Here is a 25,429-nt window from a genome sequence, read left to right on the forward strand (position 1 = left end):
TTCCCCACGGAGACTGATTCGATGTCGTACTCGCTTCCCCCGCTCCCCTACGCCTACGACGCCCTTGAGCCGCATTTCGATGCGCGCACGATGGAGATCCACCACAGCAAGCACCACCAGACCTACGTCAACAACCTCAACGCCGCCATCGAGCAGGCCGGCATCGCCGAGCAGCCGGTCGAGGCGCTGATCGCCAACCTCGATGCCGTGCCCGAGGCGCAGCGTGGCGCAGTCCGCAACAACGGCGGTGGCCACGCCAACCACAGCCTGTTCTGGACCGTACTCAGCACCCACGGTGGTGCACCCGATGATGAGCTGGCCGCCGCCATCGACCGCGATCTTGGCGGCTTCGATGCCTTCAAGGACGCCTTCACCAAGGCGGCGCAGACCCGCTTCGGCAGCGGCTGGGCCTGGCTGACCAGCGATCGCGATGGCCGCCTGCAGGTGGAAAGCAGCGCCAACCAGGACAGCCCGCTGATGGGTGCAGCCGTGGGCCTGTCCGGCAACACCCCGATCCTCGCACTGGATGTCTGGGAACACGCCTACTACCTGCACTACCAGAATCGTCGCCCGGACTACATCGGTGCGTTCTTCAACATCATCAACTGGGCCGAGGTCGGCCGGCGCTACCGCCAGGCCAGGGCCTCATGAGCGGCGAAACACTGCCGTACGCCGGGCCGTGGGCGGGGGTCTTCCCCGCCCCGGCCCCGGTGCCGTCGGTCGAGATGCCGCCGCGTGCACTGCGGCGGCTGCTCGGCCACTTTCCTACCGGCGTGGCCATCGTCTGCGCACGTGATGCGCAGGGCATACCCATCGGCCTGACCATCAATTCGTTCGTGCCGGTGTCATTGCAGCCGCCGCTGGTGCTGTGGAACCTGGCGTTGCACGCGCAGAGCCTGTCCACCTTCCAGCGCGCCACCCGCTTTGCGATCAGCGTGCTGGCGGCCGACCAGGAAGCGCTGGCCCGGCGCTTTGCCGATCCGCAGGTACGCAACCGCTTCGACGGCCTCGCATTGCTGGATGACGACGAGGACGCCCCGCCACGCATCGCCGGTGCGGTAGCGCATCTCAGCTGTACCCGCCACGCACAGTGGCCGGTGGGCGATCATCTGCTGCTGGCCGGCCGCATCATCGAAGTGCACGAGAACGGCGGCGCGCCGCTGCTGTTCCATCGGGGCCGCTTCCAGCCCGGTCCGGCCGAGCTGCTGGTGGAGGTGCGCTGATGAACATTGAAGCTCTGGAATGCATGCTTGCCGCCGGCAAGGACGGCGCGCTGCTGCGCTTCGGCCTGGGCAAGGGCTGGCTGGATGCCGGCAACCCGGTGCGCGCGGCCACCCATCTGGGCCGTTGCGTGGTGCTTGATCCGCAGTACTCAGCGGCGTGGAAGCTGCTGGGCAAGGCCTGGCTGGCCAGTGGCCAGCCGCAGGCGGCGCGCGAAGCATGGCAACGCGGCCTGAGCGTGGCCGGCAGCAAGGGCGACCAGCAGGCACGCAAGGAAATGCAGGTGTTCCTGCGACGCCTGGACCGCGAGCAGGCGGACCTGGCGAAAGCGGGCTGAGTCGATCAGCCCGCGTTGGCCGATGCCGGTGCGGACATGATGTCCGACATCGGCAGGCGGCGCGGCTTGCTCGGGAACGCGTGACGCAGGATGCGCCAGACCACCTGGCCGAACTGGCGCGGCAGCGAGCCGTTGTTGTAGTGCTGGCCGTAACGGCGGCAGATGTCCTTCACTTCCTTGGCAATGGCCGCATAGCGGTTGGCCGGCAGGTCCGGGTAGAAGTGGTGCTCGATCTGGTGGCTGAGGTTGCCCGACAGCACGTTGATCAGGAAGCCGCCGCTGATGTTGGACGAACCCCGCAGCTGGCGCAGGTACCAGTGACCGCGCGATTCATTGCGCAGGCATTCCTTCGGGAAGGTTTCCGATTCGGCGGTGAAGTGGCCGCAGAAGATGATCACGTAGGTCCAGATGTTGCGCAGGCCGTTGGCCACCATGTTGCCCAGCATCACGGTGAGGAAGAACGGGCCGGCCAGCAGCGGGAAGAACACGTAGTCCTTCAGCACCTGGCGGGCCATTTTCCGCGCCACCGGGCGGGTCTGCATCCACATCGCACGGCCGCTGATGCGGCCCTTCAGCCAACGGCCCAGGCGCAGGTCCTGCGCGGCCACGCCCCACTGGAACAGCAGCGCGAAGATCGGCGCGATGATCGGCTGCAGCAGGTAGAACGGCTTCCAGCGCTGTTCCGGGAAGATGCGCAGCAGGCCGTAGCCGATGTCATCGTCCATGCCACGCACGTTGGTGTAGGTGTGGTGGCGGAAATTGTGGGTCTTGCGCCAGTTGTCGGCGGTGGCAACGATGTCCCACTCGTAGGTGTTGCCATTGAGCTTGGGGTCGCCGGTCCAGTCGAACTGGCCATGCATGACGTTGTGGCCCAGCTCCATGTTCTCCAGGATCTTCGACAGCGCCAGCAGCAGCGTGCCGGTGATCGCAGCCGGCCACAGCAGCGGCATCCAGAACAGCGGCGAGAATGCCGCCAGGAACAGCAGGCCGCGGCCACCCACGCCGAACCAGCGCACGGCGGCAGCCACGCGGCGGATGTAGCGTGTATCGGAGGCGCCGAGGCTGCCGATCACACGGTCGCGGATCGCATCGAGTTCCTCACCGAAGGCATGCATCTCGGCGGTGCTCAGGGCACGGTCGGTAGCGCGGGTCATGGCAGGCGTCCTCAGAGATCCAGGGTCAGGTCGGTAGTCGGTGCGCTCACGCAGATCCGCACCGGCTGTGCCGATTCGGACTGCAGGTCGCCGGTGCGTAGGTGGCGGGTGGCGCCGCTGACGCGGTCACAGCTGCAGCTGTTGCAGATGCCCATGCGGCAACCATGCTTGGGCTTGATGCCATGGGCTTCGAGGCTTTCCAGCAGCGAGCGGCCACGCGGCACGCTCAGCTGGCGGCCACTGCGCGCAAGCGTCAGCGACACCTCGCCTTCGCTGCTGGCATCGCGCAGCGGCGCCGGCGGGGTAAAGGCTTCGGCCTGGAAGCCAGCCACCTGGTGTGCCAGGCGTTCGCGCGCAGCGGCAACGAAGCCGTCCGGGCCGCAGGCCAGCACATGGCGCTGCGCAAGCGGCGTGTCATCACCGGCCACCTGCAGATCATGGGTATCGATTCGCGCGGCCGGCACCTCACCCTCGCGGGTGGTCAGCAGGTGTACGCGCAGGTTCGGATGCGCTGCGGCCAGCGCCTGCAGTTCATCACGGAACTGCAGATGGGCGGCGGTGCGCTCCCAGTAGAACAGGTCCACCGGCGCCGCCAGCGGGCGCTGGCAGGCGTCGCGCAACAGGCTGCGCATCGGCGTGATGCCGCTGCCGGCAGCCAGCAGCAGCACCGGCGCCGCGGCCGGCATATGGAACTCGCCGAAGGCGGCATCGAGGCGGAACAGTTCGCCCGGCTGCGCGTGGTTGACCAGATGCTGGCTGACCCGGCCGCCGTCGATCGCCTTGACGGTGATCGCCAGCTCGCGCCGCCCCAGTGCGGTGGGGCTGTAGCTGCGCTGCCACAGGCGTCCTTCAATCTCGACGCCGAGGGTGACGTGCTGGCCAGCGCGCATGCCGGCCCAGTGCCGGTTGGTGCGCAGGACCAGGGTCGCCGCGCCCTCGCCCGCCGACTCACGCCGGACCAGGCGGGCCACCGGCTCGCGCAGGGTCCACAGGGGATTGAGCTGGCCCGCCCAGAAGTCGAACAGCGACGGCGAGACCCAGCGGTACGGAGAGAACAGGGACGGACGGACGACAGCGCTCATGAGCGAACTATACGGGCGCACATACACCTGTGTATACATGTGTATATTGAACCGGATTGGGTATGATTCAGCCTCGCCCCACCGGAACCCCCATGGCCGCCGCCACCGCCTTGTCGACGCCCGAAGATGCCAACAGCCCGGCCCGCCGTACGGTGAGCCGCGAGGATCTGCTGGCCGCCGCCCTGAAACTGATCGGGCCGCACCGCAGCCTGTCCACGCTCAGCCTGCGCGAAGTGGCACGTGAGGCCGGCATCGCGCCGAACAGCTTCTACCGGCAGTTCCGCGACATGGATGAACTGGCCGTGGCGCTGATCGATGCCGCTGGCCGCTCGCTGCGCACCATCATCGGCGAGGCCCGCCAGCGCGCCACCTCCACCGCCACCAGCGTGGTGCGGGTCTCGGTGGAGACCTTCATGGAGCAGCTGCGCGCCGACGACAAGCTGCTGCACGTGCTGCTGCGTGAAGGCGCGGTCGGCTCGGACGACTTCAAGCACGCGGTCGAACGCGAGCTGCACTACTTCGAAGAAGAGTTGCAGCACGACCTGGTGCGACTGGCCGCACTGGATGGCGCCGTACTGCATGCCCCGGAACTGGTGGCCAAGGCCATCACCCGGCTGGTGTTCGCGATGGGCGCGACCGCCATGGACCTGCCGCCGGAGAAGGATCCGGAACTGGTCGAGCAGATCTCCACGATGATCCGCATGATCATCGTCGGCGCCCGCACGCCCGCCGCATTCCGCCGCGGCTGACGATCGCCCCCGAGGGTCGGATCCCTTTCCAAGGGAAAGGGCTCTGACCCCAACCTCCCCGCCCACACGGCAACTCCAACCGCCGCGCATGACCACCGGCAGGGTTGCGACCCGATAATGTAATGTTATAACACCACCATGATCTGACTCGGCCGGCGCTCACTCGGAATTGCTGCGGCTTCGTTATATAGCACTTGCTATATTGATAAGCCACTGCTTTCATATGCGTCAGCCAGGTCGCCCTCGCCGCCTTTCTTCCCCCAAGGACGACGCCCTCATGCCCGTTGCCACCCCCCTCTTCCATCGGCTGCCCCTGGCCGCCGCCATCGCCCTGACCCTGCCGCTGCCCGCACTGGCCGCCACACCGAAGCCAACCGAGCTGGACCGCGTGCAGGTCAAGGTCAGCACCGCCACCCGCAGCGAACGCCTGCTGTCCGATGTCCCGATCCGCACCGAAGTGCTGCGCAAGGAAGACATCGCGCTGCGCGCGGCCACCGACTTCTCGCGTGCCGCCGAGCTGATCAACGGCCTGCGCGTGGAGAGCAACTGCCAGAACTGCAACACCAGCGAAGTACAGCTGCTGGGCCTGCCCGGCGCCTACAACCAGCTGTTGTTCGATGGCATCCCGCTGCTGTCCACGCTGGGCAGCGTGTACGGCCTGGAACAGATTCCTGCCGGATTCGTCGACCGCATCGAAGTGGTCAAGGGCGGTGGTTCGGCGCTGTATGGGCCGGGTGCGGTTGCCGGTGTGATCAACCTGATTCCGCCGCTGCCGGCGCGCAGCGGTGGGCATGTCCAGGCCGGCGTGGATGTATTGAAAGGTACGCCGCAGAAGAACGCCGATGTGCGGCTGGACCTGGTGGCCAAGGAAGCAGACGCCGGCCTGTCGGTGATTGCCCAGCGCAACTGGAACAGCGGCATCGACTACAACGGTGACGGCTACACCGAGATCACCCGCAAGAACCTCAAGGTCGGCGGGCTGCAGGCCTGGTACGCGCCCACGCCGGGTACGCGGCTGCGCCTGGACCTGCAGGTGACCGATGAAACCCGGCGTGGCGGCAACCGCCTGGACCAGCCGGAATACCTGGCCAACATCGCCGAATCGCTGGATACGAAATACCGCCGCGGCAGCGTGTCGTGGGACCAAGAAATCAACGCCGACGTCGATTTCCGCCTGGCCTACGCCTTCGCAGACATCGATCGCGACAGCTTCTATGGCGGTCTTGGCGACGTCGTTACCGATCCGTCAGCGCCCGGCTATGACCCCTCGCAGCTGGACCCCAACGTGGCCGGCAGCGCGGCCTCGCGTTCGTGGCGCCAGTACGGCCGCACCCACAACCCGCTGCACTACATCGACAGCCAGTTGAACTGGCGGCTGGGCGCGCACGCGCTGGCCTTCGGCGTGCAGTACAAGCACGAGGCGCTGCGCGACGACAATCGCACCGGTGACGGCCAGCGTCTTGCCGTGCTGGAGGATGCGACCTTCCACAACCTGGGCGCCTTCATCCAGGACGAGTGGAGCCTGCGCGACAACGTCGACGTGGTGCTGGGTGCACGCGTGGACAAGAGCTCGGAGTTGGACAACGCGGTGTTCTCGCCGCGCATCGCGCTGGCCTGGCAGGCCACGCCAAACCTGAAATGGCGAGCGGGCATTGCCACCGGCTTCCGTGCACCGGAGATCTTCGTCGAGGATGTGCACGTCGACACGCTGGGTGGCGAACAGGTGCGCGTGCGCAATACCGATGGCCTGAAGGAAGAGCGCGCGTTGACCACCCTGTTCGGCTTCGATTGGCGGTCGGACCCGGCCAATCCGGTGTGGAGCTGGGATGCCACTGCGTCCTATGCACGCATCCGCGATACCTTCGCGCTGGGCGAGATCCAGCGCGGCGATGACGGCCAGCTGAGCCAGCTGCGCTACAACGCCTCCGGCTCGAACGTGCTGGGCGCGGAAACCAACCTGGGCTGGCAACCCTCGCCGCAATGGCGCCTGACCGCCGGTGCTTCGTGGTATCGCTCGCGCTTCCGCGAACCGCAGCGCATCTTCGACGATACCGGCGACGGTGGCGACACCGTGATCGAAAGCCGCGACTACCTGAAGACCCCACGCTGGACCGGCCTGGCCCAGCTCAGCTGGATGCCGGCCGAACCGTGGGAAACCTTCGTCGCGCTGCGCCATACCGGGCCGATGTCGGTGCTGAACAACCGGCTGGGCGAGCTGCACCGCACGCGGTCATTCTTGGTCACCGACCTCGGTGCGCGCTGGCACCGCCACCTGGGCGCGCAGGCGCAGCAGGAAGTGTCGGTAGCCGCAGGCGTCAAGAACGTGTTCGACCAGCGCCAGAAGGACCTGGAAGTGGGCGCGCTGCGAGACAGCGACTATGTCTACGGGCCGCGTTTCGCACGTTCGTGGTACGTCAACCTGCGCTATGCGTTCTGAGCTGCAGCGAGCGTTGTTGCTGGCCTGTGCCGTGTTGCTGGCCGCACCGGCGATGGCTGCGGACCTGCACGCGCAGGTTTCGGCCTCGCTGATGCGGCCGGAACAGCGCTCGCTGCGGCCGATGCAGTGGTCGCCGCCGCCGAAACTGGTGGCGCTGTACTTCGGCGCCGACTGGTGTGCACCGTGCCACGCCTTCGTACCCACGTTGCGCAGCGTGCGCGACGCGTTGCGCGAGGCCGGCGCCGATACCGAAGTGGTGTACGTCAGCCTGGATGAGAGTGAGAGCGCTCTGCGCCGCTACATGCACGCACAGGACATGCCGTGGCCGGTGCTGGACCCGCGCCGTGCCGCGCGCATGCCGGCACTGCAGGCAATGGCCGGGCTGGCTCCGCCGAACCTGGTGCTGATCGATGCCGACGGGAATGTACTTGCCAATGGCTGGCACGGGCGCCGCTACGATGGCTTGCAGCCAGTGTTGAAGGAATGGACGAAACGCGCGTGCGCGCAGCAGCAAGCGCGCTGCCCGCCCGCATTCTAGAGTCGCGGGAACAAAAGCAGATTCAGCCGCCCTCGGCCTTGCGCACGAACGCTTCAAACAACGCCAGCGTCTGCTCGCTCACATGGTGCTCGATGCCCTCGGCATCGCGCCGTGCGGTATCCGGGTCCACGCCCAGCGCCAGCAGGAATCGCTCCACGGTCTGGTGGCGCTGGCGGCTGGCATGGGCCAGCGCCTCGCCTTCCGGAGTCAGGAACACGCCGCGGTACGGCCGCTGCACCACCCAACCATCGCGGGCCAGGCGCCGCAGCATCTTCGCCACGGTGGGCTGGGCCACGCCCAGGCGGGTGGCGATATCGACCTGGCGGGCCTCGCCGCCGTCGGCCAGCAGGTCCGAGATCAGCTCGACATAGTCCTCCACCAGCTCCATCCGGTGCGCCTCGCGCACTTGCCGGAAGCTCTCGACCTGGCGCTCGGCCTCGATCAAGGGGGTGCTTTTCAGCGATGTCGAATCGTCGGTCTTGCCCACGCCTGCGCCTGTCCTTCCGGGGTGATCCGGTGTTGAACCTGAATTCTGGACCAGTAACGCGATAAAGACGATTGTTTCACATTGCTAATGACTATAGCAGGAGCTATATTCGGACCCATGAACACCTTGGCGCCCCGCGACCCTTCGGCCTCCACTGCGGCCAGCCTGGGTGCGCTCAACGCCTCGGTGGCGGTGCCCGACAAGGGTCACTGGTGGTTCCGCCTGCTGGCCTTCCTCGGCCCGGGCTACATGATCTCGGTCGGCTACATGGACCCGGGCAACTGGGCCACCGACCTCGCCGGCGGTTCGCGCTTCGGCTACCTGTTGTTGTCGGTCATCCTCATTTCCAACCTGATGGCGGTGATCCTGCAGGCGCTGTCGGCGCGGCTCGGTATCGCCACCGGCATGGACCTGGCCCAGGCCTGCCGCGCGCGGTACCCGAAGCCGGTGAATCTGGCGCTGTGGGCGCTGTGCGAGGCGGCGATCATCGCCTGTGACCTGGCCGAGGTGATCGGCACCGCGATCGCATTGAAGCTGCTGTTCGACCTGCCGCTGCTGTGGGGCGCGGTGATCACTGCGCTGGACACGCTGCTGGTACTGCTGCTGATGAACCGCGGCTTCCGGGCGCTGGAAGCGTTCGTGATCGCGCTGCTGATGGTGATCTTCGGCTGCTTCATGGTGCAGATCGCGCTGGCTGCACCGCCGGTGATGGACGTGCTGGGCGGATTCATCCCGCGCGCCCAGGTGGTAACTGATCCGCACGCGCTGTACATCGCCATCGGCATCATTGGTGCCACGGTGATGCCGCACAATCTCTATCTGCATTCGTCCATCGTGCAGACCCGCGCGTATCCGCGTACCGACGAGGGCCGTCGCAGTGCCCTGCGCTGGGCAGTGACCGACAGCACTCTCGCGCTGACCCTGGCATTGTTCATCAACGCCAGCATCCTGATCCTGGCCGCGGCAGTGTTCCATGCCAACGGCCGGTTCGATGTGGAAGACATCGAGCAGGCGCACCAGCTGCTGGCGCCGATGCTGGGCGTGGGCGCGGCGGCGACACTGTTTGCGATTGCCCTGTTGGCCTCGGGCCTGAATTCAACGGTGACCGCTACGCTGGCCGGCCAGATTGTGATGGAGGGCTTCCTGCATCTGCGACTGCCGCCATGGCTGCGTCGACTGATCACGCGCGCACTGGCAATCATTCCGGTGGTGGTGGTGATCATGCTGTTCGGCGACCAGGGCGCGGTGAAGCTACTGGTGCTGAGCCAGGTGGTGCTGTCGATGCAACTGCCGTTCGCGATCATTCCACTGGTACGGATCGTGACCGACAAGGTGACGATGGGGGCGTTGGTAGCGCCGCGCTGGCTGGGCGCGATCGCCTGGGTGATCGCCGTGGTGATCGTGGTGTTGAACGTGAAGCTGCTGGTGGATACCTTCAGCGGCGGGTGATGCCAGATCCAGGGGGTGGACCCAGTAGATCCACGCCATGCGTGGATGCTTTTGTAGAGTCGAGCCATGCTCGACTCTACAAAAGCCGGGATCGCGGACTACAGATGCAGCGCGATCGCGGCCTCGATCTGCTGCGGCGACTGGAACCCGGCCAGGCGCGTGCGCTCATCACCGTCACGGAACAGGGACAGCGTTGGCGTCTGCCGCAGCCCCAGCTCCCTGAAGAACGCCTCGCCCAGCACTTCCAGCTGCACGCGCAACAGGGTCGTGCCCTGCCCCGCCACGCTGTTGGCCACCCGGTGCAACGACATCTCCAGCATCCGGCACCCCGGGCACTGGTCCTTGTGGAAATCCACCAGCACCCGCGGGTGTTCGGCCAGCAGCTGCTGGAACTGCTCAGGCGTGGTGGCGTCGATGATCTGCATCGGTGTTGCTCCAGTAATGGGCCAGGACCGCATCGGTCCAGGCCTCAATGGCCCCGGCATGGCGTTCACCATGCGGCATCTGTTCGATTTCCAGCGGCGGATAGTCGCTGTGGAAGTAGCGGATCAGGCGGTGCACGGCGCCGCAGTAATACTCCTGCCCCCACTGCGTTTCGCCGGTGCCGAACACCGCCAGCTGCCGTGGCTGCTCGCCGCGCTCGGCGATGCCGGCCACCCATGCCTTCATCTCCGCCGGTGTGCGGCCTGCGTTGTCAGTCCAGCAGCCCAGCAGCACCAGGTCGGCCTCATCGGCCGCCAGCGGCGGCGCTTGGCGCAGGTCGTCCGCCTCCTGCCAGTGCACCGCATGGCCGGCAGTGCGGCAGCGCTCGGCGATCTGCCGGCCGAGTTCGCGGGTGTTGCCGCTCAAGGAGGCGACCACCACCAGGATGCTCAGCGCGGCGCTGGGCTCAGAGGTCGTCGAAGCCGTTGTCGACGTTGGTCTTCTTGTAACTTGCATTGCGCATCTCGAAGAAGTCGGTCTTGGTTTCGGTGAAGTTGTCGGCGTAGGCCTTGATCCACGGCATCACGTTGTCGGTGGTGTCGCTGTACAGGCGCTCGATGCCGAGCATGCCGGCCATCTTGTTGGCGCGGTACTTCACGTAGCGCACCATCTCGTCCACGTCGATGCCGTCGATGCCGTCCAGCACCTCCGACGACCACTGCGTCTCCAGCTCGATGGCGTGCTCGAACGATTGATGCACGTAGGCAGTCAACTCGTTGGTCTGCAGCTCCGGGTTCTCGCCGATGATGGCGCGGATCAGCTCGCTGATGAATTTGGTATGCGCCAGCTCGTCGCGGTTGATGAAGCTGATGATCTTGCCGGTGCCGTTCATGCGGTTCTGCCGCACCATGTTGTAGAAGTACGCGAACCCGGAATAGAAGTTGATGCCCTCCAGGATCGAGGACTGGATCAACGACTTGAGCAGGGTCTCGGCGGTCTTCTCGCGCATGAAGTCGTCATACGCGCCCATGATCGGGGCATTGCGCTTGATGATGGTCGGGTGGGTACGGGCAATCTCGAAGATGCGGTTCTGGTTCGGCAGGTCGGTGATCGAGGCCAGCACGTAGCTGTAGCTCTCGTTGTGGATCACCTCCTGCTGCCCGATGATCGCCGCATTGGCGTGCGCGGCCGGGTCGGTGATGTACTCGGCCACGTTGTAGATGAAGCGGGTCTGCGGTGAGTCGAGCGTGGCGAGCAGGCCGATGATCGAGTCGTAGGCGTTCTTCTCGCGCGCGTTGAGCTCGCCGTACTGGCGCGCGTCCAGCTTCATGTCAACCTCGTCGGGAATCCAGAAGTTGGTCGACAGCTCCTTGTAGGCCCGATAGAACGACGGGTACGGAATGTCGTTCCAGTTGAGGATGCCGCTGGTCTGGCCATTGATGATGCCGGTGCTGCGGTTGGGATGGCGCGGTTCGAGGATCTTGATGCGGTCGAGGGGGGTTGCCATGGGTTTCTGCCTTCGTTCTCTTTCTATCGTGTTGCCGGCCAGCGGCCGGCACTACCGAAGATCGCGGGGTTGCCGGCCAGCGGCCGGCACTACCGTGGGTCGCCGGTGATCAGCTGGAGCACCATTCGCATTCGCTGATGTCGATGTCGTTGGAGCGCACGTAGTAGGTGGTCTTCAGGCCTTCGCGCCAGGCGCTCAGGTGCAGCTCCAGCAGCGTGCTGGCGCGGATCGTGCTGGGCACGTACAGGTTGAAGCTGATCGACTGGTCGACATGGCGCTGGCGGCGCGCGTTCTGGCGCACGCTGGCGAACTGGTCGACCTTGTAGGCGCCCTTCTCGTAGTACGGCCAGGTTTCCAGCGACAGGCCCGGCGCCGCCACCGGCCGCCGGAAGTCTTTCTTTTCCTCGTAGTAGAACGCGCTGTAGATCGGGTCGATCGAGGCCGTGGAGCCTGCAATCTGCGCGGTACTCATGTTCGGCGCCACCGCCAGCAGCCAGCCGTTGCGCAGGCCGTGCGTGGCCACTTCGCGGGCCAGGCTGTCCCATGCGGCGCCACTGTAGTCGCGGTCGCGGAAGTAACGCCCGTTGTGCCAGTCACTGCCAGCGAACATCGGGTAGCTGCCCTTCTCCTTCGCCAGCTGCGCGCTGGCCTGGATGGTCAGGAAGTTGATGCGCTCGTACAGGCGGTCGGCCAGCGCTTCAGCATCCGGTGATTCCCACTGGATCGCCTGCTGCGCCAGCAGGTGGTGCCAACCGAACGTGCCCAGGCCGATGGCGCGGTACTTGCGGTTGGTGATCGTGGCCTGCGGCACCGGCAGCGCATTGAGATCGATCACGTTGTCGAGCATGCGCACCTGGATCGGGATCAGGCGCTCCAGCACGTCGGTGGCCAGCAGGTCATCCGGCGCACTGATCGCCCGGCCGAGGTTGATCGAGGACAGGTTGCAGACCACGAAGTCACCGGCGCGGCGTGTGGTGACGATCTGGTCGCCGCTGACGATCTCCTGGATCATCCGCGTCGGGCTCATGTTCTGCAGGATCTCGGTGCACAGGTTGCTGGAATAGATCATGCCCGCGTGCTTGTTCGGGTTCCGGCGATTGACCTCGTCGCGGTAGAACAGGAACGGGTTGCCGGTTTCCAGCTGGCTGAGCATGATCCGCTTGAACAGATCGATGGCCTTCACCGTGCGGCGGCTGATGCGCTCATCGGCCACCAGTTCGGCGTAGCGGTCGCGGAAGCTGCCTGAGCCGCGCTTCTCGTCGTAGAAGTCCTGCAGGTACCAGCCCTTGGCCTGCTTCACCTCGTGCGGGTCGAACAGGTACCAGTCGGCGCGGCGCTCCACCGCTTCCATGAACAGGTCGGGCACGCACACCGAGGTGAACACATCGTGTGCGCGCAGGCGCTGGTCGCCGTTGTTGAGGCGCAGGTCCATGAACGCTTCGATGTCGCGGTGCCAGATGTCCAGGTACACCGCCACCGCGCCCTTGCGCTGGCCAAGCTGGTCGACCGACACTGCGGTGTTGTTGAGCTGCTTGATCCACGGCACCACGCCGCCGGAGGAATTGGCCACGCCACGGATCGGTGCGCCACTGCTGCGCACATAGCCCAGGTAGGCGCCAACGCCGCCGCCATGCTTGGACACGCGGGCGATATCGGTGTTGGAGTCATAGATGCCCTGCAGGCTGTCGTCCACCGTATCGATGAAGCAGCTGGACAGTTGCCCCCCCACCTTGCCGGCATTGGCCAACGTCGGTGTGGCGACCGTCATGTACAGGTTGGACAGCGCCCAGTACGCCTCGCCGACCAGCTGCATGCGCCGCTCACGCGGTTTTTCTTCCTGCATGAGGTACAGCGCGATGGTCAGCCAACGCTCCTGCGGCAGCTCGTAGACTTCGCGGCTGCGGTCGCTGGCCAGATAGCGTGTGGCCAGCAGATACAGGCCGTTGTAGGCGAACAGCCGGTCGCGCTCCGGATCGATCATCTCGCCGGCCTGCTGCAATTCTTCCTTCGAGTAGCAGCGCAGGATGTCGTTGCTGTAGATGCCGCGGTCGGCCAGGCTTTCCTGCAGGCCCACATACGAGCCGTACTTCAGGCCGACGTCGTAGAAGCGGTTGCGGCTGGCGCGCTTGTACAGGCGGCGCAGGTAGATGCGTGCGGCAAACTGTTCCCACTCGGGTGCAACCAGGTCCACCCGCGACTCGGCCTCGCGGATCAGCAGATCGACCAGGTCATCGGCGCTGATGCTCGGTTTGCGTTCGACCATCGACTGCACTACGCGGCGATAGTCGCTCACGTCCAGCTGCGGGAACTCGGCATGCACCGCATCGATGCTGCGCTGCAGGCGTTCGGCCTCGAACGGCAGGCGGCGGTTGCCGGCCTCCTTGGTGATCCAGGTCGGCACGCGCTCGCCACCGGCGCGCAAGGCGTCGCCAGCGCCGGCCAGATCGGCCACGCGGAAGGTACTGTCGGTCATGGTGGTGAAACTCCAGGCTCGCACGCGCGTTGGCGGTCGATGCCATGGCGGCCCTGCACGCGATACCGGCGCACGGGGCGAACGGGTGGATTGCCAGGGCACGGGAACGTAGGTCGTCGGCATCTGCCTGCGCCTGCGGCCGGTATCCGGGCCGTGGGGGCGACCTGCGTCCGCACGATGGCGGCCGCGTCGACACGGCAAGCCTCAGGGGCGGGCCGCGGGACGTTTGCTGCATGTCCGGCGGCGGCGGCTGACCGGGAGTGACGGACACAACATAGTGGGGATATCCGAACTCGTCAACACAAGATGCGGTAATCAGCACATGTCGCGACGATCAGTCGCAGGATGCCGTGTTGCACCTGCGGCGCCTTGTCGACAGCGCCTGCGTCCCCAGTTCGGTACAACATCAACTTTCCCCGGAACACCGCCCATGCGCGCTGCCCAGTACCCCTCCTTCGGCGACCCAACCGACGTCCTTGCCATTGCCGATGCGCCGCTGCCTGAGCCCGGCCCCGGCGAGGTGCGCATCCGCACCGTACTGGCCTCGATCCACAACCACGACCTGCTGACCGTGCGTGGCCTCTACGGCTACAAGCCGACGCTGCCGGCGATCGGTGGCAGTGAAGCACTGGGCGTGGTCGATGCACTCGGCGACGGTGTCGACGGCCTGCAGATCGGCCAGCGGGTTGCCGCCGCCTCGGTGCACGGCACCTGGGCCGAAGCGTTCATCGCACCGGCACGCATGGTGATTCCGATGCCGGAGGAGATCCCGGACGAGATGGCCGCACAGCTGATCGCCATGCCGCTGAGCGCGCTGATGCTGCTGGAATTCCTGCACGTCGAAGCGGGCCAGTGGATCGTGCAGAACACCGCCAATGGCGCGGTGGGCAAGTCGCTGGCGATGCTGGCGCGGGCGCGTGGCGTGCATGTGGCCAACCTGGTGCGCAATGCCGATGCGGTCGCGCAGTTGCAGGCGCTGGGCATCGATCATGTGTTCGACACCTCGGTGGATGGTTGGAAGGATCGCGTGCGTGAAGCGACCGGCGAAGCACAGGCCGCGGCCGCGGTGGATTCCATCGGCGGCGACGCCAGCGGTGACCTGGTCGACCTGCTCGGCCACCACGGCACCCTGGTGTCGTTCGGTGTGATGAGCGGCGAACCGATGCGCATTCCCGCCGGCGGCCTGATCTACAAGGAAGCCACGGTGAAGGGCTTCTGGGGCAGCAAGGTCAGCCAGGCGATGGCGGTGGAGGACAAGCGCCGGCTGGTTGGCGAACTGCTGAAGCGTGCGGCGAGCGGCGAACTGACGCTGCCGGTGGAGCAGATCTTCGCACTGGACGACATTGCCCAGGCAGCGGAGGCTGGCGCCGGTTCGGGCCGTAACGGCAAGGTGCTGCTGCGGCCTTGAGGGTCTCCGGGTCGGATCCCTTTCCACAAGGAAAGGGCACTGACCCTGCAGGGGTGTGCGGACCAACGGTCCGCACCCACCAGAGATCGGTCCCGCACCCACCGAGTTGGTCTGCTTCAGCGGACGCACCGACTTTCGTTAAGAACCTGTGATGTATAACTGAATGCGCTTTCGTCATTGGAAGGCGCATATGCCTGCGTGCGGTACTGACGGCTCCTCCCCCGTTCGGCGTTGTCGCTTCCATGTACCGCACCACCCTGAACCTGCTTGCCGGCGCGATCGCGCTGGGCCTCACCGCCGGCGCTGCCGGCGCCGCTGAATCCGCCGACACCGGCAAGGACAGCACCACCCTCGGCGCCGTGCTGGTGACCGGTTCCAACATCAAGCGCAGCGATACCGCCGGGCCGAACCCGGTGCAGATCGTCAGCCGCGAACAGATCGAGCAGACCGGCCGCTCCACCCTCACCGACGTGCTGCGCAACCTGTCGGCCAATGCCGGCAACAGCTTCGACGAACAGTACACCGGCAGCTTCGCCGCCGGCTCGGCCTCGATCGGCCTGCGTGGCCTGTCGCCGAAGAACACGCTGGTGCTGGTCAACGGCTACCGCGTCTCCAACTTCGGCTTCGCGCTCAACACCCAGGACACCTTCGTCGACCTCAACGCGCTGCCGATCAGCGCGGTCGAACGCATCGAAGTGCTGAAGGACGGCGCCTCGGCGGTGTATGGCTCCGACGCCATCGCCGGTGTCATCAACATCATCCTGCGCAGGAACTTCCAGGGCGTGGAAGTGGGCGGCGGTTTCGGTACCGCCACACAGGGCGGCCTGGACGAACGCAAGGCCAACCTGCTGGCCGGCTTCGGTGACCTCGAACAGCAGGGCTGGAACGTGCTGTTCGGGCTGGACCTGCTCAAGCGCGACCGCCTCGATGGCGACGACCGCGCCTATACCCGCAGCGGCGATTTCCGCGACAAGCCCGGTGGCCGCCTGGCCGGCTGGTCCACTGCCGGTGGCAACTGGCTGTCCAACCCACGCGCGCCGCAGCCGTTCGCCAACTGCCCCGACGGCAGCCAGCTGCGCCCATACAGCGACTTCGGCAGCACCCTGCCCGGTCAGGCCTGCGCCTTCAACGCGCAGCCGTTCAAGACCCTGCAGCCCGGCGCCGAGCGCCTGCAGGCGTCGTTGAGCGCGACCTACCGCTTCAACGACAGCGTCGAAGCCTTCGCCGACGTGCTGTACAGCCACAACAAGGCCGACCAGATCTTCAGCGCGCCGCTGACCGTCGGCCCCGGCCTGCGCGCCTACAACCCGGCCACCGGCACCCTGATCGACGTGCCGGCGGTGCTGCCGGTCGGCCACCCGAACAACCCGGGCAGCGCGCCGCTGCCGTTCGAGTACACCTTCTTCGATCTCGGCCCGCGGCTGAAGGACAACACGCAGGTGTTCTACCGTGCCTTGGCCGGCGTGCGTGGCAGTGGCGAGCGCTGGGACTGGGAAGTGGCAGCGCTGACCTCGCAGAGCGCGCAGCGCGAGTACGTGGACAATTTCGTCAATCGCTACGCGTTCGAACAGATCCTGCGCGATGGCAGTTACAACTTCCTCAACCCGTCCGCCACGCCGGGCGCGCTGGATGCACTGCGCCTGCAGACCAAGCGACCAGGCTGGTACAAGCTGCACTCGTTGAACCTGAAGGCCTCGACCTCGCTGTGGGAGATGCCCGCCGGTACGGTCGGCTTTGCCTGGGGTGCGGAGTTCCGCAAGGAATCGCTGGACGCGCGCACCAGCGCGCAGGTGCTGTCGGGCACCGAACTGCGCCCGGCCATCAACGTGGTCAACGGCGAGCGTCAGGTCAGCGCCGCCTATGCCGAACTGAGCGTGCCACTGCACCGCACGTTGGAGCTGCAGGTGGCCGGTCGCGGCGATCACTATGACGACTTCGGCAACGCGTTCTCGCCGAAGGTGGCGCTGCGCTGGCAGCCGCTGGACAGCCTGCTGCTGCGCGGCTCGTTCTCGCGTGGTTTCCGCGCCCCGTCGCTGCCGGAAATCGCGCCGGGCCAGACCGTCAGCTATGGCTCGGTGATCGATCCGCTGGACCCGCTGCAGCCCGGCGGCAGCCGTGGCGTGACCAACATCCGTACCGGCAACCCGGACCTGAAGGCCGAGCGCTCGCGCAACTTCAACGTGGGTGCGGTGTGGTCGCCGGATGGCGACACCAGCATCGGCCTGGACTGGTACCGCATCGAGCAGGACAACCTGGTCAAGCCGGACAGCGCGCAGTTCATCGTCGACAACCCGACGCTGTTCCCCGGCCGCGTGCAGCGTGATGCACAGGGACGCATCCAGTTCATCACCAACCAGTACGCCAACCAGGGCGAACTGACCACCTCGGGGCTGGACCTGGACGCCAACCACACCTTCCGCACCGAGGGCTGGGGCAACTTCACCGTGGCCGGCAGCTGGACCCACCTGCTCAGCTTCAAGCAGCCGCTGGTGGCCGGCCAGGCGCCCTATGACGGGGCAGGCAACAACCGCCACGGCGCACTACCGCGCACCCGCGGCACCACCTCGCTGAACTGGGCGGTGGGCGACTGGAGCAGCACGCTGAGCCTGCAGTACGTGAGCGGCTACGACCAGCGCGTGGCGACGGCGACCAGCAACCCGGGCCTGCGCGACCGCATCAAGCCGTATCACCAGCTGGACCTGTACGTGGCGTACGAAGGCATTCCCAACACCACGCTGTCGCTGTCGGTGCTGAACCTGACCGACAAGGATCCGCCGTTCGACCCGGCCGGTGGCTCCAACGGCTTCGACATCAGCCAGTACAACCTGCGCGGGCAGTTCGTCTCGCTGGGGGCGCGCTACCGGTTCTGATGGGCCCCCTGTAGAGCCGAGCATGGGCTCGGCTCTACAGGGGTGTGCGGACCAACGGTCCGCACCCACCGCATCACCGGCTCAGGTGCAGGAACTGCAGGTGCCGTTCGTACTGGCTGATGATGTCGTTGATGATCTGCTTGCGGCTGTAGCCCACCAGGTCATAGTCCTGGCTGCCTTCGAACAGGTGCACCTCGGCGCGGTAGTAGCGCTGGTTGCGCAGCTGCTGTGCGGCGAACGACGGGGTCAGGTAGCCGCTCAGGATCACCCGGTACAGGAAGTCCTGCTGCTCGCCGTGGTTCACCGTCAGCTCCATGTCGCCGGCCTCGAAGCGGGTGGATACATCCCAACCCTGCCCGCGCAGCTGTTCGGCCACCGCTTCCATCGCCGGCTTCACCGTGTCGTCCATGAAGCGGTAGACCTGGTCGCGCACCGGGAAGTGCATGGCCTGGCTCAGGCGCTGGCGCCAGCCCTGGTGATGGCGATCGTCGCCGATCAGCGGCGATGGCCGGTACTGCAGCGCGCGCTTGCGGTGCGATTCATCACTGAAGGCGCGGGTCAGGCCCCACATCATCAGCAGCAGTACCGCCGAGAACGGCAACGAGGCCAATACCACCGCCGATTTCAGTGCATCGATGCTGCCGGCCAGCAGCAGCCCGGCGGTCAGCACCGCGATCACCGTGCCCCAGAACACGCGCAGCCAACGCGGACCATCATCCTCCGGCGCACCGCCGTGCGAGGACAGCGTGGACAACACCACTGCCCCCGAGTCGGCCGACGTCACAAAGAAGATGAAGCTGACCAGCACCGTCACCGCAATCACCGTGCGGCTCCACGGGTAGCCATCGAGCAGTGCATACAGCACCGTCGGTGGATCATCCACTGCCAGCTGTGCCAACTGCTGCTGGCCGTGGTGCAGCACCTGGTCCAGGGCACTGTTGCCGAAGATCGACAGCCAGGCCAGGGTGAAGCCCAGCGGAATCAGCAGCACGCCGAACACGAATTCGCGGATGGTGCGGCCACGCGAGATGCGCGCGATGAACAGGCCGACGAACGGTGCCCAGCCGATCCACCAGGCCCAGTAGAACACCGTCCAGCCACCCAGCCATTCCGGCCGGCCGCCATAGGCGTACACATCGAAACTCTTGCCGACCACGCTGCCCAGGTAGTCGCCGAGGTTCTGCATCAGCGTGCTGAGCAGGTACTGGGTCGGCCCGGCGCAGAGCATGAACAGCACCAGCGCGATTGCCAGCAGCATGTTGATGTTGGCCATCCAGCGCACGCCCTTCTCCACGCCGGAAACCGCCACGGCCACCGCCGCGCCCATCATGCTGACCACCAGGATGATCTGCACCAGGTTGGAGTGCGGGATGTTGAACAGGTGCGACAGGCCCGCGTTGAGGTGCAGCACGCCGAAGCCCATGTCGGCACCGATGCCGAACACGGTGGCGACAATGCCCAGCGCGTCCACGGTGTAGCCGATCGGGCCGTTGATGCGTTTGCCGATGAGCGGGTACAGCGCCGAGCGCAGGGCCAGTGGCAGGTTGTGACGGTAGGCGAAATAGGCCATCGCCATCGCTGCAAGCGCGAACACGCCCCAACCATGCAGGCCCCAGTGCAGGAACAGCAGCTGCATGGCCTGGCGCGCGCCAGCCTCGCCCGCGGCCGCATCGCCCTGCGGCGGTTGCAGGTAGTGGGTCAGCGGTTCGGAAACGCAGAAGAAGAACAGGGTGATGCTGATGCCGGCGGCGAACAGCATGCCGGCCCAGGAGAGGTAGCTGAACTCCGGCTCGTCATGGTCGGCACCCAGCTTGATGCCACCGTACTTGGACAGCGCCACCCCCACCACGAACACAAGGTAGAGGGTCATCGCCAGCAGGTAGTACCAGCCGACATTGAGTGCGGCCCAGTCCTGCGCCTTGACCAGAAGGCGGCCCGCACCGAGCGGGAACAGGCTGACGAACAGCGCGAACGCCACGACAACGATCGCCGCGAAGGCGAACACAGGCCGAAGGGTGCGCACCGGGGATTGTTGCGGCTCCAGTACATCCATGGGGCGGCGTTCTCCGGTAGATCAAAGGGTTAGCCGACCGATTCTGGCTGAACCGCAGTGGACAGAGCATGAAGTTGCGGCCTGCGGTCACAGGCCCATCCTGCGATTCCGTGTTATCACGCGCGCGCTGCTGCGTACCTGCGCCTGATGGCACCGCACGGGCCACGTTGATCGCGGCCCGCGCGTTTCCATCCGATCACGACATCACATGCACCGCGCACAGCTTGTTGCCGTCCGGGTCGCGCAGGTAGGCCAGGAACAACTGGCGCCCGGCCATGCTGCGGATGCCGGCCGGATCTTCGATGGCGGTACCACCGTGGGCGACACCGGCGTCCTGCCAACCGCGCACGGCCTCGGCGCTGTCGAGGGTGAAACCAATCGTGCCGCCGTTGGCATGGCATGCGGGCTGGCCGTCGATCGGTGCGGTGACGATGAACATGCGGCCGTCCTTGAAGTACACCAGCCGGCCCTTGTCATCGAACACTCCCGGACGTGCACCCAGAGCGGTGAACAGGGCATCGTAGAAGCGATGCGCGACGTCCATGTCGTTCGTTCCAACGGTGATGTGGCTGAACATGCGGGCACTCCTTGTGGAAAGCCGCAGTGTCGGCGAGCACGCCGGGCATCGCAAATCCGGCGATCTCCCCCGCTGCGGCATGCGCAGGGTTTGTCGTGCGCCTCCCGATCACTCTATAATGGGAATCATTCTCATTAATGGCCCATACCGATGGCCGTGCCCGCCGCCTCCAGCACTGCGCTGGCGGGGTTCTACCGCGAACACCATGGCTGGCTGCTCGGCTGGCTGCGCCGCCGTACGCACAACGCCGACTGCGCCGCCGACCTGACCCAGGACACCTTCCTGCGCCTGCTCAGCCGTCGCGTCGATCCATCCGAACTGCGCCTGCCGCGCGCCTACCTCAGCACCATCGCGCACGCACTGCTGGTCAACCACTGGCAGCGCGCGGACCTGGAGCGCGCCTATCTGGCCGCGCTGGCCGCACAACCCGAGCCGGTGCATCCCTCTGCGGAGGAGCGTACGCAGGCGCTGCAGCTGCTGCATGCCATCGCTGACATGCTGTCCGGCCTGGCCGAGCGGCCACGGCGTGCCTTCCTGCTGGCCCGGCTGTCCGGACTGGGCTATGCGGAGATCGGCCAACAACTGGGCGTGTCCGAGCGCATGGTCAAGAAGTACATGGCGCAGGCGATGCTGCATTGCCTGCGCCTGTCCGGCGACGCGGCGGCATGAGCGCGGCGGTGGCCGGCCCGGCGCTGGAGCAGGCGGCAGAGTGGTTCGCGCTGCGCCAACAGGGCTGGAGCGACGACGACCAGCAACACTGGCGCGCGTGGCTGCACGCCGACGCCGGTCACGCCGACGCCTGGCGCCGGGTCGAGGCGGTCTGGCAGTCGTTCGCCCCGCTGTCGGCACCGGCGGCTGCAACGGCGCTCGATGCCGCCGGCCATCGCCGCCGCCGCGCGCTTCGCAGTCTCGGCGGCGCGCTCGGCATCGGTGCGGTCTCGCTTCTCGGCCTGCACGGGCTGCAGGCGCAGCGCCACCTGCAGACGCAACGCACCGCTGCCGGGCGCACCGGTCATTGGACGCTGGCCGATGGCAGCCAGTTGTGGCTCAACGCCGGCAGCGAAGTGACCGTCGACATCGGCAACGGCAACCGCGCCCTGCATCTGCTGCGCGGCGAACTGCTGCTGCAGACCGGCCACCACCCCGCATTCACCGGGTTGCCCCTGAGCGTGCATGTACCCGGGGCGCGCCTGCAGCCGATCGGCACCCGCTTCGCGGTCGGCCGCGAGGCCCAGGACAGCCGGTTGGACGTGTTCGAGGGCGTGGTGCGGTGCCTGCCGATGTTCGGCGCGGCGCTGGATGTGCCTGCAGGAAGTGCGCTGCAGATCGGACCGATGGGGGGACTCACAGCGGGCGCTGCCGATCCTCTGCGCGGCGACTGGCAGGACGGACGCCTGCAGGTGCAGGACACGCAACTGATCCGGGTGATCGACGAACTGGCCCGTCACCATCGGGGCTATCTGGGCTGTGATCCGGCACTGTCCGCACTGAATGTCACCGCGGTATTGCCGCGCCTGGACAGCCTGCAGGCCCTGAAACTGCTGGCGCGCGCCCTGCCGATCCGCATCGAGCAGCGCTGGCCATGGTGGACCGTTGTGCGTCCGCGTTGAAATCGCGGTTCCCTTTCTGCGCGCTCGGCGGGCCCTACAAGGGAACCCATTGCGGATGTCGCCGCCCCCATGAAACTACCCTGCCCTTCTCCTCGCCCGCTTGCCATCGCGCTGTGCCTGGCCCTGGCCACGCCATGCCTGTTTCCGGCCGCCGCCCACGCACAGGATGCCGCTGCCGTCCGCTGGCAGATCCCGGCCGGACCGCTCGACCAGGCCTTGACCACATTCGGTCAGCAGTCGGGCCTGTCCATCGCTGCCGATGCGCGTCTGACCCGCGGCCGCCACAGCGGTGGCGTGCAGGCCTCGCTCAACACCGAGGCCGCGCTGGCACAGCTGCTCTCCGGCACCGGCCTTTCGTTCCAGCGTGATGCCAGCGGCGTGGTGCTGCAGGCCGCCCCCGCCACCGATGCCGGCGTGCGCCAGATCGGCACCCTGCGTGTGGCCGGCCAGGCCGGCGACGGCGCTTCGCCGTGGGGGCTGGCCGATGCCGACGCCGTCTATCGCGACAGCGGCTCGCGCGTTCATCTGGACCACCAGCAGCTGGAACGCTTCCGCGGCCAGTCGATCGGCGATGTGCTGGCCGGCGCAGTCGGCGTGCACACCGGAGACGTACGCAATGGTGGTGCGCTGGACGTCAACATCCGCGGCCTGCAGGGCCAGAACCGGGTGCCGGTGATCATTGATGGTGGCCAACAGGCCATCGATGTCTATCGCGGCTATGCCGGCGTACAGCAGCGCAGCTACCTGGACCCGGACCTGATCAGCGCGATCAGCATCGAAAAGGGACCGAGCCTGGCCGCCAATGCCGCCAGCGCGATCGGTGGCGTGGTCTACATGGAAACGCTGAAGGCCGAGGACATACTCGACGACGGCCAGGCCTGGGGACTGCGCGTGCGTGGCGGCGTGGCCGACAACAGCATCGACCGCACCCGTACGTTCAAGCAGATCGCGCGTGGCAGCGACAACCGCAACAGCCTGCGCGACCCGCGCGACTGGAACGGCAGCGTGGCCTTCGCCCAGCGCGGCGAAGACTGGCAGCTGGTCGCGGCCTACGCACGGCGCCGCCAGGGCAACTACTTCGCCGGCAGCAACGGCGCGCATCGCTACGACGACCAGCATCTGTCCAGCGGCGGTACCGGCATGTCCAGCCAGGCCGTTTCCAAGCTGTACCACCCGGGCGATGAAGTCCTGAACACCCACACCGACAACGAATCGGCGTTGCTGAAATTCACCTGGACGCCCAACCCGGACCAGCGCCTGGAGCTGAGCCACCGCTTCTTCAACTCCAGCTTCGGCGAAATCATGCCGTCGGCGATCGGCCGCGTGGGCGAGTCCAACGAATGGGTGACCTACGTGGACAAGGCCAACACCATGTTCCAGTTCGAGCCCGGGAAGATGCGGGTCAACGCCACGTCCCTACGCCATCGCTACCGCCCCGAGGCGCACCCGTGGCTGGACCTGAGCAGCACGCTGTGGTTCACCACGGCCACCAGCCGCATGTTCAACAGCAATATCGCCAACACGCCGCTGTTCAAGGAAATGGCCTCCGACCAGATGCCCGACACGCTGGGCGAGACCTATGGCCCGGGCCTGCAGTCGGATGTGAAGACCCAGCGCTGGGGCCTGGACAGCAGCAACACCACCCGCTTCAGCAATGATCTGGGCGACTGGACGCTGCGCTATGGCGCGTCCTTCCAGCATGAAGACACCGCACCCAACTCGCCGGTGCTGCCGGTGGACTACAACAACAACCGTTACCTGCGCTCGGGAACGCGCCGCGAGGCCAGCGTGGTGGCGTCGTTGCAATGGCAGCCGTGGGACTGGCTGTCGCTGACCGCAGGCGGCCGCTTCATCGACTACCGCACCCGCGACCGTAACCGCGTGGCCTTCGTCAGTGAATCGCGCGACCTGCGCTACACCTTCGCGCGCCTGAGCAAGGGCGGCCAGCTGCTGCCGGGCTGGTACAAGGAGTGGTACCCGGATGCACAGGGCAACTACACCTACGACTCGCTGCGCGCCACGCCGTATGGCGACAGCACGCTGGGCCAGACCTACGATTTCGACGGTTTCATCCGCGACCCGCGTGGTGCCAATGGCTTCTATACCAAGCAGATTCCCACCGCCTGGGGCTACAAGCCGGCGATCCGGCGCTCCGGCCACGGCTTCGCGCCGTATGCCGAGGCGCGCTTCAACCTCGATGCGGACATGTTCTTCTACGTGAAGTACGCGCAGGGCTGGAAGATGCCCAGCCTGTTCGAATCGACGCTGGGCAACAGCACCTCGGCCCCGGTGGCCGACCTGAAGCCGGAGAAGAACCGTTCCTGGGACATCGGCTTCAGCCTGCTCAAGCAAGACCTGTGGCGTGACGGTGATCGCCTGGCGTTCAAGGTGGCCTGGTTCAAGAACGATATCGACAACGCCATCACCCGCCGCTTCGATTCCAGCAACTGGGCCTTCTACGTCGACAATGTCGACAACTACACGGTGTCCGGCTACGAGCTGCAGTCCGGTTATGACGCCGGCATTGCCTACCTGGACCTGTCGGCCAGCTACTACCAGCGCGCGCGCACCTGCGATGCGGCCACCGCCAAGCGCATGCGCGAAGACCCGTATGCGAAGTGGAGCAAGCTGGACACCACGCCGGACTGCGTGGACGGCGGCTTCGGCACCTCGTTCGTCAACGCGCAGAACCCGCCGAAGTACTCGATCCACAGCACGCTGGGCTTCCGCCTGTTCGACAAGCGACTGGATACCGGCATCCGCCGCACCTACAACAGCGGCCCCACCCATGAACTGGACAAGCCCTGGAACACCACCGGCTCGACCGGCCTGCAGAACATCTACCTGCCGACCGCGATCTATGACTTCTATGCGCGCTGGCAGTTCACCCCGAAGGCCGAAGTGGAACTGGTGGTCAGCAACCTGCGCAACACCTACTACATGGACACGCTGGCGATGAGCCTGATGCCGGGCCCGGGCCGCACCACGCGGCTGAACTTCACCGCACGTTTCTAACTGCGGCAGGAACAGCAACGCCCCGGGGAGATCATTTCC

21 protein-coding genes are annotated in these 25,429 nt (G+C 66.5%); 12 read left to right on the forward strand and 9 right to left on the reverse strand.

What is annotated here, in order from left to right:
* Positions 1-21: 21 nt before the first annotated feature.
* From AC13GF_RS07470 to AC13GF_RS07480, 3 genes are read left to right on the forward strand one after another with little or no spacing between them, the layout of a single operon-like run.
* Positions 22-651: a superoxide dismutase gene (locus AC13GF_RS07470; RefSeq protein ID WP_049451607.1), complete on the forward strand. Its 630-nt coding sequence runs from the start codon at positions 22-24 to the stop codon at positions 649-651.
* Complete coding sequence (locus AC13GF_RS07475) at positions 648-1,223, forward strand: flavin reductase family protein (RefSeq protein ID WP_483004174.1); 576 nt, start codon at positions 648-650, stop codon at positions 1,221-1,223. The genes AC13GF_RS07470 and AC13GF_RS07475 overlap by 4 nt, the downstream gene beginning before the upstream one ends.
* On the forward strand, positions 1,223-1,558 hold the full coding sequence (locus AC13GF_RS07480) for a tetratricopeptide repeat protein (RefSeq protein ID WP_005409958.1): 336 nt from the start codon (positions 1,223-1,225) through the stop codon (positions 1,556-1,558). Before AC13GF_RS07475 ends, AC13GF_RS07480 begins: the two co-directional genes overlap by 1 nt.
* Positions 1,559-1,563: 5 nt before the next feature.
* Here AC13GF_RS07480 and AC13GF_RS07485 read toward each other — a convergent pair whose 3' ends face one another.
* Together AC13GF_RS07485 and AC13GF_RS07490 are read right to left on the reverse strand one after the other, a co-directional pair.
* A complete protein-coding gene (locus tag AC13GF_RS07485) occupies positions 1,564-2,712 on the reverse strand; it encodes a fatty acid desaturase family protein (RefSeq protein WP_005413710.1) in 1,149 nt (382 codons plus the stop codon).
* Between the two features lie 11 nt (positions 2,713-2,723).
* Positions 2,724-3,794, reverse strand: coding sequence for a ferredoxin reductase (locus tag AC13GF_RS07490; protein ID WP_483004175.1), 1,071 nt, complete (start codon positions 3,792-3,794; stop codon positions 2,724-2,726).
* A 92-nt stretch (positions 3,795-3,886) separates the two neighbouring features.
* On the opposite strand from AC13GF_RS07490, the gene fabR reads away from it, so the two are divergent.
* The 3 genes from fabR to AC13GF_RS07505 all read left to right on the forward strand — a co-directional run bounded on the left by fabR (position 3,887) and on the right by AC13GF_RS07505 (position 7,518).
* The gene (fabR, locus tag AC13GF_RS07495) at positions 3,887-4,543 is read left to right on the forward strand and encodes an HTH-type transcriptional repressor FabR (RefSeq protein ID WP_005409961.1); all 657 of its coding nucleotides are present in this window, start codon (positions 3,887-3,889) and stop codon (positions 4,541-4,543) included.
* Positions 4,544-4,820: 277 nt separating this feature from the next.
* The gene (locus tag AC13GF_RS07500; RefSeq protein ID WP_483004176.1) at positions 4,821-6,980 is read left to right on the forward strand and encodes a TonB-dependent receptor plug domain-containing protein; all 2,160 of its coding nucleotides are present in this window, start codon (positions 4,821-4,823) and stop codon (positions 6,978-6,980) included.
* On the forward strand, positions 6,970-7,518 hold the full coding sequence (locus tag AC13GF_RS07505; RefSeq protein ID WP_483004177.1) for a thioredoxin-like domain-containing protein: 549 nt from the start codon (positions 6,970-6,972) through the stop codon (positions 7,516-7,518). Before AC13GF_RS07500 ends, AC13GF_RS07505 begins: the two co-directional genes overlap by 11 nt.
* A 22-nt stretch (positions 7,519-7,540) precedes the next feature.
* Here AC13GF_RS07505 and mntR read toward each other — a convergent pair whose 3' ends face one another.
* A complete protein-coding gene (gene mntR, locus AC13GF_RS07510) occupies positions 7,541-8,005 on the reverse strand; it encodes a manganese-binding transcriptional regulator MntR (RefSeq protein WP_019659934.1) in 465 nt (154 codons plus the stop codon).
* Between the two features lie 117 nt (positions 8,006-8,122).
* On the opposite strand from mntR, the gene AC13GF_RS07515 reads away from it, so the two are divergent.
* A complete protein-coding gene (locus tag AC13GF_RS07515; protein WP_483004178.1) occupies positions 8,123-9,454 on the forward strand; it encodes an Nramp family divalent metal transporter in 1,332 nt (443 codons plus the stop codon).
* 98 nt (positions 9,455-9,552) lie between these two features.
* On the opposite strand, the gene AC13GF_RS07520 is transcribed toward AC13GF_RS07515, so the two are convergent.
* From AC13GF_RS07520 to AC13GF_RS07535, 4 genes are all read right to left on the reverse strand, one after another.
* Entirely contained in the window at positions 9,553-9,879 is a 327-nt protein-coding gene (locus AC13GF_RS07520) for a thioredoxin family protein (protein ID WP_005409967.1), read from the reverse strand.
* Positions 9,851-10,318: a flavodoxin gene (locus AC13GF_RS07525; RefSeq protein WP_483004179.1), complete on the reverse strand. Its 468-nt coding sequence runs from the start codon at positions 10,316-10,318 to the stop codon at positions 9,851-9,853. Before AC13GF_RS07525 ends, AC13GF_RS07520 begins: the two co-directional genes overlap by 29 nt.
* Before the next feature lie 25 nt (positions 10,319-10,343).
* On the reverse strand, positions 10,344-11,384 hold the full coding sequence (locus tag AC13GF_RS07530; protein WP_005413719.1) for a ribonucleotide-diphosphate reductase subunit beta: 1,041 nt from the start codon (positions 11,382-11,384) through the stop codon (positions 10,344-10,346).
* Positions 11,385-11,493: 109 nt separating this feature from the next.
* Complete coding sequence (locus tag AC13GF_RS07535; protein ID WP_126927970.1) at positions 11,494-13,857, reverse strand: ribonucleoside-diphosphate reductase subunit alpha; 2,364 nt, start codon at positions 13,855-13,857, stop codon at positions 11,494-11,496.
* A 430-nt stretch (positions 13,858-14,287) separates the two neighbouring features.
* Here AC13GF_RS07535 and AC13GF_RS07540 point away from each other — a divergent pair, with 430 nt between their 5' ends.
* Both AC13GF_RS07540 and AC13GF_RS07545 read left to right on the forward strand, forming a co-directional pair.
* Entirely contained in the window at positions 14,288-15,265 is a 978-nt protein-coding gene (locus tag AC13GF_RS07540) for a zinc-binding dehydrogenase (RefSeq protein ID WP_483004180.1), read from the forward strand.
* A 242-nt stretch (positions 15,266-15,507) separates the two neighbouring features.
* Positions 15,508-18,135: a TonB-dependent receptor gene (locus AC13GF_RS07545; protein ID WP_483004181.1), complete on the forward strand. Its 2,628-nt coding sequence runs from the start codon at positions 15,508-15,510 to the stop codon at positions 18,133-18,135.
* A gap of 73 nt (positions 18,136-18,208) precedes the next feature.
* Here AC13GF_RS07545 and betT read toward each other — a convergent pair whose 3' ends face one another.
* Both betT and AC13GF_RS07555 read right to left on the reverse strand, forming a co-directional pair.
* Positions 18,209-20,188 (reverse strand): choline BCCT transporter BetT, encoded by a 1,980-nt coding sequence (gene betT, locus AC13GF_RS07550; protein ID WP_099589195.1) that lies wholly within the window; start codon positions 20,186-20,188, stop codon positions 18,209-18,211.
* Between the two features lie 196 nt (positions 20,189-20,384).
* On the reverse strand, positions 20,385-20,765 hold the full coding sequence (locus tag AC13GF_RS07555) for a VOC family protein (protein ID WP_099523683.1): 381 nt from the start codon (positions 20,763-20,765) through the stop codon (positions 20,385-20,387).
* A 150-nt stretch (positions 20,766-20,915) separates the two neighbouring features.
* On the opposite strand from AC13GF_RS07555, the gene AC13GF_RS07560 reads away from it, so the two are divergent.
* The 3 genes from AC13GF_RS07560 to AC13GF_RS07570 all read left to right on the forward strand — a co-directional run bounded on the left by AC13GF_RS07560 (position 20,916) and on the right by AC13GF_RS07570 (position 25,390).
* Positions 20,916-21,434 carry a sigma-70 family RNA polymerase sigma factor gene (locus AC13GF_RS07560; protein WP_014037503.1) on the forward strand — a complete coding sequence of 173 codons (519 nt, stop codon included), beginning with the start codon at positions 20,916-20,918 and terminating at the stop codon, positions 21,432-21,434.
* A complete protein-coding gene (locus AC13GF_RS07565) occupies positions 21,431-22,375 on the forward strand; it encodes a FecR family protein (RefSeq protein ID WP_483004182.1) in 945 nt (314 codons plus the stop codon). Before AC13GF_RS07560 ends, AC13GF_RS07565 begins: the two co-directional genes overlap by 4 nt.
* 69 nt (positions 22,376-22,444) lie before the next feature.
* Positions 22,445-25,390 carry a TonB-dependent receptor gene (locus AC13GF_RS07570; protein ID WP_483004183.1) on the forward strand — a complete coding sequence of 982 codons (2,946 nt, stop codon included), beginning with the start codon at positions 22,445-22,447 and terminating at the stop codon, positions 25,388-25,390.
* The last annotated feature ends 39 nt before the right edge of the window (positions 25,391-25,429 follow it).

The organism is Stenotrophomonas sp. 22LJNL06-5-1 (assembly GCF_056861455.1).